Raw genomic sequence first — 12,205 nt, 5'->3', positions numbered from 1 at the left:
CCTGGCGTCTCATGGGCATAGGCGGACAAATTGATGGCCGCCGCGCGGTGCGCCGGCGATCACTTCCATGCCGGCCTGGTGCTCGCCCTGCACGAAGCCGCATTTGTTCAGGACGCGGGCCGAGGCGGCGTTGTCGTCGGTGACGTAGGCCAGCAAGCAGTGCAGTCGCCATCGCTGGTCGGCCAGCGCGATCAGGTGGCGCAGCGCGCGCGTGGCCAGGCCTTTGCCGGTCTGGTCGCTGGCGATACGATAGCCGGCTTCCGCGCTGGCCGCCTGGCGGTCGATATCCTTCAGGTTGGCGCGTCCGACGATGCGGCCTTGCCCGTCCAGGATGACGCACGGATGCCAGGTGCCGGCGGCGTAGCCGTCCAGGTATTGCCTGATATGCTGGCGCACGCCTTGTTGCGTATAGAACTCCTGCGGGCGCGGCGCGATGTGCTGCTCGAACCAGGCCCGGTTCTCCCGCTCGAATTGCAGCAGCGGCGCGGCGTCTTCACGTTGCAGGGTTCTGATGAGGATGTCGTTCATGGCGTCTCCAAAAAATCTTCCGAGCAGGCGACCAGGCCCGCGCAGGCCAGCGTGGCCATGCCGGCCGCCGTCAATGCCGGCACGATGCCGTAGTGCGCGGCCAGCAGTCCCCACGCCGCGCTGCCGGCGGTCTGGCCGGCGGCGATCGCCAGGATGTGCACCGACAGCGTCCTGGCGCGCACCGCGTCGGGAAAGGCCTTCTGCGCCGCGCCGTTGAGCGTGGTGACGATGGCCGACCACGCCACGCCGCCGAGCACCACCAGCAGCAGGCGTTGCGGCTGGGAGGCGGCCAGGCCGATGGTCGCCAGCATGGCGCCATACACCGCCAGGCCGCCGGCCAGCACCATGCGCCTGGCTGCGTGGCGGCGTACGGTCGGCAGCACGACGGCGGCCAGCACCGCGCCGGCGCCCAGCGCGCCCATCAGCGATCCGTAGGTGCCGGCGTCGGGATGCAGCAGCGGCAGCAGCGCCGCGAACGCCGCCGACACAAAGAAGATGCCCATCCCGTGCAGCAGCAGCGATCGATAGCGGGGCGAGGCGCAGCTGATGCGCAGCGCGCTGCCCATGCTGTGGCGCGGCGCGCGCCCTGTTGCGCGCGGCCGTTCCGCCGACCGCCATTGCCGGTAGCTCCACAGCAGCGCGCTGAAGGACAGCGCGTTGAACCAATACAGCGGAGCGGCTCCCGCCAGCTGGAACAGCACGGCGCCCAGCGCGGGGCCGGCCAGCGCCGCCAGGTTGTAGCTCAGATTGTTCAGCGCGGCGGCCGCTTCCACTTCCTGCAGCGGCAGCAGCGAGGACATCGAGGCCTGCCAGGCCGGCATCGTGAACGCCAGGCCGGCGCCCATGGCAAAGGTCAGCAGCAGCAATGCCGGCACCGGCTGGCTGCTGCCGGCATAGGACAGCAGCGCCATCGCGACGGCGGCCAGCGCCATCACGGCGTTGGTGCGGAACAGCAGCGTGGGCCGGTGCAGCGTGTCGGCCAGCGCGCCGGCGGGCAGGGCGAACAGCAGCATCGGCGCCCAGGTCGCGGTTTGCACCAGCGCCGTCAGTTGCGGCGAATGCGACAGCGAGGCGATCTGCCACGCCGCGGCAAAGGCCTGCATCCGGCTGCCCAGGTTGGACAGCAGATTGGCCAGCCACAGCTGGCGAAAGCGCGCATGGCGCAAGGGCTGGAATAGGGAGGCGGCGTAAGGAGGCGATTGCATGACTGAAGTCTAGAAGCGCGGCGCCGGGCCGGTCAATCTTGATTCCTGCAATCGACATTACAATACGAGCATGAACAAAGACCTGTCCGCATCCGAGGCGGCGCGCATCCTCGGCGTCAGCCTCGCCACCTTGTACTCGTATGTCAGCCGCGGCATGCTGACGCCGAGCGGCGCGCAGGCCGGGCGCCGCAAACGCTATCCGCACGACGAGGTGCTGCGGCTGGCGGCGCGCAAGGCCGACGGCAAGCGGGGAGGGCACAAGGTTGCCGCCGCGATGAACTGGGGCACGCCGGTGCTGGAGACGCGCATCTCGCGCATCGCCGACGGCCGTCTCCACTATCGCGGACATGACGTGCTGGCGCTGGCCGCTACCGCCACGCTGGAGCAGGTGGCCTGCCTGTTGTGGGATGACGGCAGCCAGGACTACTTTGCCGCAGCCGCCGGCCAGGCCGCGCTACCCGCGCCTGCGTTTGCGTCGATCGCCGCCATGCGGCCGCTGGAAGCGGCGATGTGCATGCTGCCGGTGCACGCGCAAGCCGTCCCTGCGCAGGCGGACGATGCCCACGGCCGCTTCATCGCCGGCGCCACCTTGATGCGCTTGCTGGCCGGGCTGCTGCTGAAGCGCGCGCCTGAGGTGGCGCCGCTGCACCGGCAAGTGGCGCTAGCCTGGCAGGCCGACGCCGCGCAGACCGACTGGATACGCGCGGCGCTGGTGCTGCTGGCGGATCATGAACTGAATGCGTCGACCTTTACCGTGCGCTGTGTCGCCTCGACCGGCGCCAGCCAGGCGGCCACGCTCAGCGCCGGCCTGGCCGCCTTGTCAGGCCCGCAGCACGGCGGCGGCAGCACGCTGATTCGCGCCATGCTGGAAGCGGCGCTGGCATCGGATCGCTTGGAGGAGGGTATCGCCGCCTGGCTCGACGGCCGCGATCCCAGCCTGTTCGGCTTCTCGCATCCGCTGTACCCGCAAGGCGATCCGCGCGGGGCTTATCTGCTGGCGCGCATGGCGCAATGGCCGCAAGCCCGCGCCGTGCTGGCGATCGGCGATCGCGTCGCCGCCAGGCTGGGCATGGCCGCCAACGCCGACTTCGCGCTGGCGGCCATGAGTGTGGTGTGCGGATGGCCGCCGGCGGCCGGCGAAATCCTGTTCGCGCTGGCACGCTCGGCCGGCTGGATCGCGCAAGCGGCGGAGCAGGTCGCCGATGGCCGCATGATACGGCCGCGTGCCCGCTACGTCGGCACGTACTAGTTATATCGGCCAATTTCAGGTGTCATGACAAAACGGCGCGCGATGTCGGCTCTGTTAGTATTGCCGTCACTTTGCTCCAGAAAAATTTCATTCGAAAGGCGGCCGATGCGGAATGTTCCAGCAATAATCGCACTCCTGTTGTCGATGGCCCGCGTGGCCGATGCGCAGCCAGCCCTTGGCGCCGACTACGACGTGCAAGACAAGGTCGTGCTCACAACCCGCGACGGCGCCACCGTGTCGGGGATGCTGGTGCGTCGAATAGACGCTGCGCCCACGTTGCCAACGGTGCTGCAGTTCACCATCTACGTTCGCCCCGAGCGGGACCTGGCGAGCCTGAAGGAGATAGCCGACCGCGGCTATGTCGCCATGATGGCCTACAGCCGTGGCAAGTATCTGAGTCCGGACCCGATCGCACCCTATGAGCACGACGCCAAGGATGCCTACGATGTCATCGACTGGATCAGTCGCCAGCCCTGGAGCAATGGCGCGGTCGGCATGTTCGGCGGCAGTTACAACGGCTTTACCCAATGGGCGGCGGCCAAGACTTTGCACCCGGCCCTCAAGACTATCGTGCCCTATGTGGCGAACCGCCCGGGAATGGGTTTGCCGATGGAGAATAATGTCTTCATCAATCCCAATTACCAGTGGGCCTTCTACGTCGGTAATAACAAGACCCTCGACAGCGCCGTCAACGACGACCGCGAGCGCTTCCGCAAGATGCAGTTCGCCTGGTGGAACAGCGGCGCCGCCTACCGCACCATCGACAAGATCGACGGCACGCCAAATCCCTTGCTGCAGCGCTGGATGCAGCACCCATCCTACGACGCATACTGGCAGGCGATGGCGCCGTACAAGGAGGAGTTTGCCCAGATCCGGATACCGGTATTGTCGGTGGACGGCTACTACAACGATTCGCAGGTATCCGGCGTGAACTATCTGCGTGAGCACCTGCGTCATGTGCCGAACGCCGAGCACTACCTGATCATCGGTCCCTACGGCCACTTCGGGGCGCAGCGCGGCGGCGAAAAGCTCATCAATGGCATGGAAGTGCCGGCCGCCGCGCTGATCGACACCAAGGCCATCACGTATCAATGGCTGGACTACATCCTGAAAAGCGGGGCCAAGCCCAGCGTGTTGAAGGACAAGATCAACTACCAGGTCATGGGGACCGAGCAGTGGCGCAGCGCGCCTACGCTGGCAGCGATGAGCAATGAAACGTTCAAGCTTTACTTGAGCGATGTGCCGCTCGCCGGCACAGACAAGCTTCGCGCTCACCTGCTGAGCGCCACCGAGCCGGGCAAGCCGGCCATGCTCACGCAGGTGGTCGACTTTCAGGACCGCAAGCAGTCCAACAATGACTACTACCCGGGTTCGATCGTGACAGAAGAGATCGATACGAGCAGCGGCTACATTTTTATCGGTGAACCGTTCAAGGACGAGGTGTTGTACAACGGCGCCTTTGGCGGCGAGATTGTCGCGCGCATCAATAAGCGCGACTTTGACCTGGGCGTGACGGTGTACGAGTTGACGCCGGAGGGGAAGTACTTCCACCTGTCGTACATTATCAATCGCGCCAGCTATGCGAAGGATCCCAGCCGCCGCATGCTGCTCACGCCTGGCCGGCTTGAGCGCATCCCGCTGGGCATGACCAAGTTGGTCAGCAAACGTCTGAGCAAGGGAAGCCGGCTGGTGGTCTACCTGAACGTGAACAAGAATCCGTTCTCACAACTGAATTACGGCACCGGCAAGGATGTGAGCGATGAAACTATTGCGGATGCGAAGGAGAAGCTGAAGGTGGAATGGTCGAACCGCAGCTATATCACGGTGCCGATCTTGCGATTGGCGCAGTAACTCTTCTGATTCGGAGCTCTCTTTTGACGACACCGGCGGCGGTGACCATCACATTAAGCCTTATCTACGGATGGGGCTTTTTTGTTTTTTGCGCCCGTCACACGTGTGCCAAAGTGAAAATTCGAAAGTATGTACTGGTTGTAAACATGCTAATATTCGCCCTTTTTTTCCGAGGTCCCCGTGCGTACAATCCCTCTCATCACCCTGTTGCTGACAGTGGCCGCGCTGACCGCTTGCGGCGGCGGCGGCGGCGGTCAAAGTTCCTCCATGCCGAGCGGCGATGCGGTCAGTTTCAATCCTGCACAAGCCAGCGCCAATTATGTGGCTGGCACCACCCAGCAGGTGATCGTACAAGCGACCGTCAAACGGCCGGCCGACTTTGCGAACGCCACGGCCGTGTACGCCCTCGTGCAGGACAGTACCGGTGTGATCACCAAGCAGGTGTCGCTGTCGAGCCGTACGGCGACCGACTACGACCTCGTTTTGCATACCTCGCCGGACATCGCCCCTGGCCGCTACACAGGCTATTTCAACGTCATGTTATGCCGCGATACCGCCTGTGCTTCGCAGTTCCCCGGTTCGCCGATGGCCCTGCCGTTCGATATCAATGCGAGCTATCCGGTGCTGGGGACCAATGCCAGCGACGCCGGCACCATGGTCGTCGCCCGCGTCGGAGACACGCCGCCAACGGCCCGTCATCTCAGCATCAGCGGGAAGTTCCTGAAATGGTCGGTGAACGGCCCGGCCTGGGTTCGTCCAAGCCAGTCCAGCGGCACCGGTCCGGCGACGCTCAACCTCGACTACCTGCTGGACGGCTTGGCGCCGGGCACCTATGAGGACACGCTGAAGGTCAGTACCAGCGATGGACAATCCGCCTCGGTGCCGGTGTCGTTGACCGTGCTTGCCCGCAAGCTGCTCGCGGGCGAAACCGGGGTGTCGTTCGTCGCGACGCCGAATTGGTCGCGCCTGACACATTCGATCGTCGTGCGCGAAACCCTGGGCAAGGGCACCATCGCCTGGACGGCGCAATCCGACCAGCCATGGTTGACCGTGACCGGCAGCGGCGTCACTGGCGGCACGCTGTCCCTGAGCGCGAACAGCGCGAGCCTCCCGGTCGACGCTACCAGCATCGCCACGGTGACGCTGCGTTCGAGCGACCCCACCGTCACCAACTCCGAGGTCATCAAGGTCGGACTGTGGAAAGGCAGCGCGAGCCCGATCCAGAACAAAGTGATCGCCCAGGCGTACAAGCGCATCATCGCTGACCCGATCAGGCCGCTGGTATACACCCACAACGGCGACGGCACGATCGACGTCTACCACCTGTACACCGGCGCCAAGCTCTACACGCTGGCCGTGCCCGGCGCGCGGTTGGGCCTCATGGCAACCTCGCCCGAGGGCGACAAGCTGTATGTGAGCGACGCGACCTCGACCTCCATCCACGTGTTCGACCTGACCAAAATGGCGCATGTCACCAGTTGGCCAGCGATGGGCACGCAAAACTATAGCGACGTGGCCGACATGCTGGTGATCCGGCCGGAGGGCGTCAACATCATCCTGGCCGGCAACGGCACCGCCTACGTTGCGGCGACCGGCAAACCGCTCACTGGCGTCCTGCCTTTCGGATCGCTGGCCTCCACATCCGACGGCCGTCGCGTGTACTCGCAGAATTCCGGAATCAGTCCTTCCGGCGTAGGGGGCTACACCGTCGACTATGTCGACGCCAAGGAATCGACCATCACGTTCACGCCATTGACGTCGCAATCGTCGTGGGATCCGAATTCCCCGGTACGTTCGAACGGCCAGGACATCGCGGTCAGCGCAGACGGTGGCCAGCTGTACGTGGCCAACGGTGCGCCTTACCTGTGCTCTAGGCTAGATCCTAACGACCTGCGCTACCTGGGCAGCCTGCCCGGAGGCGACGCCTACCCCAACAATGTCAAAGTCGGCGTGGATGGCAGGGTGTACTGCGGCATCTCCGGCTGGTACAGCTCCTCCGATGTGTGGGTGCACGGATCGGAGGGCAAGCTGTTGCGCAGCTTTAAGTTCGCCGGCTACGCGCGCGGGCTGCTTTCAGGCCAGTTGGTGATTTCTGCAGACGGCATGATGCTCATCGGCCTGACCGACGATCCGCGCCTGGTCATTGTCCCGGTCGGGGAATGAGTGGCATATCGACGGCCACCTGAAGGAGAAATCGCGCAGGATTGAACCGGGGCATGCCGAGCTGACGCTGGGCTTGGCATGCATGGCGCCGGTCACGCGGCCGAACGCATATTTTTCAGATACGGACGCAAAAAAGGCCTACGCGCCGGAGCGGGTAAGCCTCAATTGCTACTACTGAATTCGGTGGTAGGCCGTGCGGGATTCGAACCTGCGACCAACGGATTAAAAGTCCGCTGCTCTACCAGCTGAGCTAACGACCCCCGAAAGAGGCCGTATTATATACAGCCTGCCGCGAACTGCAAAGGGTTTTGTGAAAACAATTTATTCCTTTCTTACTTCATCCCCAAGGCCGCCGTCACCTTCAGCACTTCGTCCGCCGTGGTCACGCCTTCCTGCACCTTCATCGCGCCGGCGATGCGCAGCGGCTTCATGCCGTCGGCCACGCTCTGGCGGCGCAGCGCCTGGATGTCGGTCTGCTCGCGCACCATGTCGCTGAAGCTCTCGGTCACCGTCAGCAGCTCGTAGATGCCGGTGCGGCCGCGATAGCCGGTCTGCCGGCATTCGGGGCAACCCACCGCGCGATACACGGTGGTCGGCTTGGGCAAGTCCCAGGCGCCGCCTATGCTGTGCCAGATGTCGTCGGTCAGCTCGCCGTCGTCCTTCTTGCAATCGACGCACAGTGTGCGCACCAGGCGCTGCGCCATGATGCCGATCAGCGTCGCCTCCAGCAGGTAGTAGGGCACGCCCAGTTCCAGCAGGCGCATCACGGCCGACGGCGCGTCGTTGGTGTGCAGGGTCGACAGCACCAGGTGGCCGGTCAGCGCGGCCTGGATCGCCATCTCGGCGGTGGCCAGGTCGCGGATCTCGCCGACCATGATGATGTCCGGATCCTGCCGCATCAGCGCGCGCACGCCGTCGGCGAAGGACAGGTCGATGCCCGGCTGCACCTGCATCTGGTTGAAGGCCGGCTCCACCATCTCGATCGGGTCTTCCACCGTGCAAACGTTGACCTCCGAGGTGGCCAGCGCCTTCAGCGTGGTGTACAAGGTGGTGGTCTTGCCCGAGCCGGTCGGCCCCGTCACCAGGATGATGCCGTGCGGGCGCGCGGTCAGTTCGTCCCAGCGCTGCGCGTCGTCGGCCGGGAAGCCCAGTTCCGGCAAGGTCTTGACCACCACGTCGGGATCGAAGATACGCATCACCAGTTTTTCGCCGAAGGCGGTCGGCAGCGTCGACAGGCGCAGTTCGATTTCCTGGCCGCCGGCGGTGCGGGTCTTGATGCGGCCGTCCTGCGGGCGGCGCTTCTCGATCACGTCCATGCGCCCCAGCAGCTTGATGCGCGCGGTCATGGCGATCATCACCACCGCCGGCACCTGGTACACCTGGTGCAGCACGCCGTCGATGCGGAAGCGTATCGTCGCCATGTCGCGCTTGGGTTCCAGGTGGATGTCCGAGGCGCGCTGCTCGAACGCGTACTGCCACAGCCAGTCGACGATGTTGATCACATGCTGGTCGTTGGCGTCGACCTGCTTGTTGGTCTTGCCCATCTCGACCAGCTGCTCGAAGTTGTTGCGCAGCGCCAGGTCGTTGGTGTTGTTCTTGTTGGCCTTCTTGATCGACTTGGCCAGGCTGAAGAACTGCGTGGTGTACTGCGCGATGTCGAGCGGGTTGGCGATCACGCGGCGTATCGTGCGGCGCGAGATCTTGGCGATCTCCGCTTCCCACTCGACCGCGTAGGGATCGGCGGTGGCCACCACCAGCGTGTCGCCGTTCAGTTCCAGCGGCAGGATGTTGAAGCGCGCCGCGTAGCTGGCCGACATCACGTCGGCCACGCGGGTGAAGTCGATCTTCAGCGGATCGATGCGGGTGAAGGCCAGGCCGGTGCGCGCCGCCAGCCATTCGCACAGCGCGTCCAGGGTCAGCAGCTTGTGCGGCGGCAGCGCCGACAGCAGCTTGCCATGCGCCACCGCGCACAGCGGATGCATGGGGCCGATGGCGTTCTTCAGGATGCCCTGGCTGTGCGCGTACAGTTCCTTGACTTCGGCCTTGCGTATCATGCCGTCGGCCAGCAGCCAGGTGTAGATCTGTTGCAGATCGAGCGGCGCCGGCTTGGCGGCGGGACTGACGCTGGGTGCGGACGTTGCGGACATCGTGCCACTTTCAAAAGTCGGCGGCGGAACGGCCCGCTGCCGCATTGTCTCTGCTAAATACTTCTGCTTATTTTGCTGCGATGCCTTTGACCCAGGTCTTGGCCGGCAGCTTGGTGTCGGCGGTGATCCGCGCGGCGCGCGCGGCCAGCGCCTCCAGGTCGATCGCGCGCTTGCGCTTGAAGGCGATCGCCACCACGTTACCATCATGTACCTGCGGCAGGCAAATGACTTGCTCGAACGCGAACTTGATGGCCTTGATGTTGCGCGCGTAGCTGGGATGGTCGCCGAACAGGTTGACCGTCATGATGCCGTCGTCGGCCAGGCAGGCGTTGCAGGACTGGTAGAACTCGGCGCTGTCGAGCACCGGGCCGCGCGCGGTGGCGTCGTACAGGTCGACCTGCAGCACGTCCAGCGTGCCGGCGTTGTCTTCCTCGTTGACGTAGTCGAGGGCGTCCATTTCCACCACGCGCAGGCGGGCGTCGTTGTCCGGCAGCTTGAACATCGAGGCGCAGATGGCGATCACCGACGGGTTCAGCTCGACGGCGGTGACGGCGGCCTCGGGGAAGGTGGTGTAGCAGTATTTGGTCAGCGTGGCCGTACCCAGGCCCAGCTGGGCGATCTGCGCCGGCTTTTCCAGCCACAGCATCCAGGCCATCATTTGTTGCGCATATTCCAGCTCCGGCCAGTTCGGCTTGCGGAGGCGCATCGCGCCCTGCACCCACTCGGTGCCGAAATGCAGGTAGCGCACGCCATCCTGCTCCGACAGCGTCACCGGCGCATATTTGGGCTTGCGGGCGGGGCGGGAGGATTCGACTTGTTCGATGGATTTTCGTTTGATCAGCATGGCATGGGGGCGACAGAGGTGAACCGGCATTATCCCGCGATGCCTTGCAGCAAAGCAAGCCTGAAAACAACACTGCCGGTCATCGGACCGGCAGTGCTGGGGGAGTGGTGGAAAATTAACGCTGCATCGGTTCCACGACCACGCGCAGACGCACGCGCTCGCCCGGATCGTAGGACATCACGCTGGTGTAGTTGCGGCCGCGATAGTCATAGGTGACTTCGTAGCCGGACGTGCGCGATTCCCAGTGGTCGACGGTGCGGCACTGCTTCACTTGCTGTTCCTGCACGCCGCCGCTGGACGGGGTGTTGGCGTTGTCGATGCGGTCGCCGGCAACGGCGCCGGCGATGGCGCCGGCCGCGGTGGCCACCGAGCGGCCGGTGCCGCCGCCGACCTGGTTACCGGCCAGGCCGCCGATCAGGCCGCCGATGATGGCGCCGCCCACGCCGCGCGATGGCGCCGGCTGCTGGACCTGCACGTACTCGGTGCGGCATTCCTGGCGCGGACGGTTGATTTGCTCTACTTGCGGGGTCACACGAACCACACGGCCGAAATCTTCAAAATCGGCAGCTTGAGCTTGAGCGGCGAAAGGCAGGGCGCCTACGCACAGTACGGATGCGATCAATTTGGCTTGCAAGTTCATTTGGTACCTCGTTTCAGTTTGGATGTCTTATCAGGGGCTCTGATATTGCATGGTTTGTATGGTAATCCCGTATGCAGGTCGCAACCAGTGCTAAACAGGTATCTGTGGCAACAAATTGTAACAGTGGTCACGAAACGGCGGCGCCCGGCCAAAAGTGGGAAATGTGCCGATTTGACCCCTAAAACACTTACAAAATGTTCTGTTTTTAACAAATATTGCGTGGGCCATCACATTCGTGTTGATCTAGGAGGAACAACACGTTACCCTAATATGCGTATGGGATTCGAGAAACATATTGAATCAGCCATGGCGAACGCAGACCAGTTTGCCGTGTAAAGTGGACAGGTGCTCAAATTATTTACTCTTTAATTCACAAAATAGGCACGCTCGACAGTAAAGTGGACACACCGTACATACCAGGTCAAATTGAGGGAAACATGAGTTTGCTAATGACCGTGCCGCCCAACCTCGTGCAATCGATCCGCGCCTTCCGCGTGGTCGAACTGCAAGAAGAAGCGGCCCGCCTCGGACACCACTTCCTGTACGCGCATTGCATCGCCGGCGCGACCAAGCAGCAAGTCCTGGGCATCATTGCGGAATCGTTTCAGTTCCCCAAGGGTATAGGCAAGAATTTCGATGGTTTGCGGACAACATTGACCGAAACCATGGCCGGCGCCGGCACCCAGCAGGGTTTCCTGGTGGTGCTGGAGCAATTGCCCAATACCCAGAAATTTGACAAGGAAGCACGGGAAACCCTGCTGGATGTCTTCCGCGACGCTGCCGATTACTGGGCCGACAAAAAAGTCCCGTTCCGGGTATTTTACTCCTTCGAGTAAGCCGGAGCCGTCTCCCACGCCAGCGTGGGAGCGGGTGTTCTGCGCCCCGGCGTGCCCTGCTGCATTGCAACAAATCTTGTTCAGTTGTAGTCCCGACTGCCTGAACAAGGTACAATGTCGGCCTATGAAAAACATCGTCATCCTGATTTCCGGTCGCGGCAGCAACATGGAAGCGGTCGTCCGCGCGGCGCAGGCCGAGCGCTGGCCCGCCCGTATTGCCGCCGTCATCAGCAACCGCGCCGACGCCTCCGGGCTGGTATTCGCTGCTGAACATGGAATCCCGACGGCAATTGTTGCCAATAAAGACTATGCCAGCCGCGCCGAATTCGACGCGGCCCTGCAGACCGTGATCGACGGCTTCCAGCCCGATCTGGTGGTGCTGGCAGGTTTCATGCGGATTTTGACGGAGCAGTTTGTCGCGCATTACGCCGGTCGCATGCTCAACATCCATCCATCGCTGCTGCCGCTGTTCCCCGGCCTGGCGACACACGCGCAGGCGCTGGCCGCCGGCGTGGCAGAGCATGGGGCGACGGTGCATTTCGTGACGGCCGAACTCGATCACGGGCCGATGGTGGCGCAAGCCGCCGTGTCCGTGTTGCCCGACGATACGGTTGAAACCCTGTCCGCCCGCGTGCTGGAACAGGAGCATGTCATTTACCCGCGTGCGATACGCTGGTTTGTAGAAGACAGGTTGACGATAGCGCAGGGCGCGGTCCACGTGGACCACACAAAGTAAAACTAA

At 63.6% G+C, this 12,205-nt stretch carries 10 protein-coding genes and 1 tRNA gene; 5 read left to right on the top strand and 6 right to left on the bottom strand.

The window, feature by feature from the left end:
- Nucleotides 1-9 precede the first annotated feature (9 nt).
- The gene (locus AC07OK_RS17190) at nucleotides 10-528 is read right to left on the bottom strand and encodes a GNAT family N-acetyltransferase (RefSeq protein ID WP_494691444.1); all 519 of its coding nucleotides are present in this window, start codon (nucleotides 526-528) and stop codon (nucleotides 10-12) included.
- Complete coding sequence (locus tag AC07OK_RS17185; RefSeq protein WP_494691443.1) at nucleotides 525-1,733, bottom strand: MFS transporter; 1,209 nt, start codon at nucleotides 1,731-1,733, stop codon at nucleotides 525-527. Before AC07OK_RS17185 ends, AC07OK_RS17190 begins: the two co-directional genes overlap by 4 nt.
- A gap of 70 nt (nucleotides 1,734-1,803) precedes the next feature.
- Between AC07OK_RS17185 and AC07OK_RS17180 the strand changes: the two genes are divergently transcribed.
- The 3 genes from AC07OK_RS17180 to AC07OK_RS17170 all read left to right on the top strand — a co-directional run bounded on the left by AC07OK_RS17180 (nucleotide 1,804) and on the right by AC07OK_RS17170 (nucleotide 6,996).
- The gene (locus tag AC07OK_RS17180) at nucleotides 1,804-2,982 is read left to right on the top strand and encodes a citrate synthase family protein (protein ID WP_494691442.1); all 1,179 of its coding nucleotides are present in this window, start codon (nucleotides 1,804-1,806) and stop codon (nucleotides 2,980-2,982) included.
- Nucleotides 2,983-3,126: 144 nt separating this feature from the next.
- Entirely contained in the window at nucleotides 3,127-4,833 is a 1,707-nt protein-coding gene (locus AC07OK_RS17175; RefSeq protein ID WP_494691471.1) for a CocE/NonD family hydrolase, read from the top strand.
- A 180-nt stretch (nucleotides 4,834-5,013) separates the two neighbouring features.
- Entirely contained in the window at nucleotides 5,014-6,996 is a 1,983-nt protein-coding gene (locus AC07OK_RS17170) for a YncE family protein (RefSeq protein WP_494691441.1), read from the top strand.
- A 184-nt stretch (nucleotides 6,997-7,180) separates the two neighbouring features.
- Here the strand turns inward: AC07OK_RS17170 and AC07OK_RS17165 are convergent.
- The 4 genes from AC07OK_RS17165 to AC07OK_RS17150 all read right to left on the bottom strand — a co-directional run bounded on the left by AC07OK_RS17165 (nucleotide 7,181) and on the right by AC07OK_RS17150 (nucleotide 10,627).
- A tRNA-Lys gene (locus tag AC07OK_RS17165) sits at nucleotides 7,181-7,256 on the bottom strand.
- A 72-nt stretch (nucleotides 7,257-7,328) separates the two neighbouring features.
- A complete protein-coding gene (gene tfpB, locus AC07OK_RS17160) occupies nucleotides 7,329-9,143 on the bottom strand; it encodes a type IV pilus assembly ATPase TfpB (protein ID WP_494691440.1) in 1,815 nt (604 codons plus the stop codon).
- Between the two features lie 67 nt (nucleotides 9,144-9,210).
- The gene (locus AC07OK_RS17155) at nucleotides 9,211-9,987 is read right to left on the bottom strand and encodes a spermine/spermidine synthase domain-containing protein (RefSeq protein ID WP_494691439.1); all 777 of its coding nucleotides are present in this window, start codon (nucleotides 9,985-9,987) and stop codon (nucleotides 9,211-9,213) included.
- 115 nt (nucleotides 9,988-10,102) lie between these two features.
- Nucleotides 10,103-10,627, bottom strand: a complete 525-nt coding sequence (locus AC07OK_RS17150) for a glycine zipper 2TM domain-containing protein (RefSeq protein ID WP_217942110.1) — start codon at nucleotides 10,625-10,627, stop codon at nucleotides 10,103-10,105.
- Between the two features lie 437 nt (nucleotides 10,628-11,064).
- Here AC07OK_RS17150 and AC07OK_RS17145 point away from each other — a divergent pair, with 437 nt between their 5' ends.
- Both AC07OK_RS17145 and purN read left to right on the top strand, forming a co-directional pair.
- A complete protein-coding gene (locus AC07OK_RS17145) occupies nucleotides 11,065-11,463 on the top strand; it encodes a barstar family protein (protein WP_008451499.1) in 399 nt (132 codons plus the stop codon).
- A gap of 124 nt (nucleotides 11,464-11,587) precedes the next feature.
- The gene (gene purN / locus AC07OK_RS17140) at nucleotides 11,588-12,199 is read left to right on the top strand and encodes a phosphoribosylglycinamide formyltransferase (protein WP_116990491.1); all 612 of its coding nucleotides are present in this window, start codon (nucleotides 11,588-11,590) and stop codon (nucleotides 12,197-12,199) included.
- Nucleotides 12,200-12,205: the final 6 nt, after the last annotated feature.

Source organism: Duganella sp. GW821-FHT07G03 (genome assembly GCF_059418605.1).
The sequence above is the reverse complement of the archived record's forward strand: the minus strand, read 5'-3'. Positions and strand labels throughout refer to the sequence as shown.

What these genes read in the sequence shown, in the direction of transcription:
- AC07OK_RS17190 (WP_494691444.1), bottom strand. Translation starts at nt 528, where the DNA reads ATGAACGACATCCTCATCAGAACCCTGCAACGTGAAGACGCCGCGCCG.
- AC07OK_RS17185 (WP_494691443.1), bottom strand. Translation starts at nt 1,733, where the DNA reads ATGCAATCGCCTCCTTACGCCGCCTCCCTATTCCAGCCCTTGCGCCAT.
- AC07OK_RS17180 (WP_494691442.1), top strand. Translation starts at nt 1,804, where the DNA reads ATGAACAAAGACCTGTCCGCATCCGAGGCGGCGCGCATCCTCGGCGTC.
- AC07OK_RS17175 (WP_494691471.1), top strand. Translation starts at nt 3,127, where the DNA reads ATGGCCCGCGTGGCCGATGCGCAGCCAGCCCTTGGCGCCGACTACGAC.
- tfpB (WP_494691440.1), bottom strand. Translation starts at nt 9,143, where the DNA reads ATGTCCGCAACGTCCGCACCCAGCGTCAGTCCCGCCGCCAAGCCGGCG.
- AC07OK_RS17155 (WP_494691439.1), bottom strand. Translation starts at nt 9,987, where the DNA reads ATGCTGATCAAACGAAAATCCATCGAACAAGTCGAATCCTCCCGCCCC.
- AC07OK_RS17150 (WP_217942110.1), bottom strand. Translation starts at nt 10,627, where the DNA reads ATGAACTTGCAAGCCAAATTGATCGCATCCGTACTGTGCGTAGGCGCC.
- AC07OK_RS17145 (WP_008451499.1), top strand. Translation starts at nt 11,065, where the DNA reads ATGAGTTTGCTAATGACCGTGCCGCCCAACCTCGTGCAATCGATCCGC.
- purN (WP_116990491.1), top strand. Translation starts at nt 11,588, where the DNA reads ATGAAAAACATCGTCATCCTGATTTCCGGTCGCGGCAGCAACATGGAA.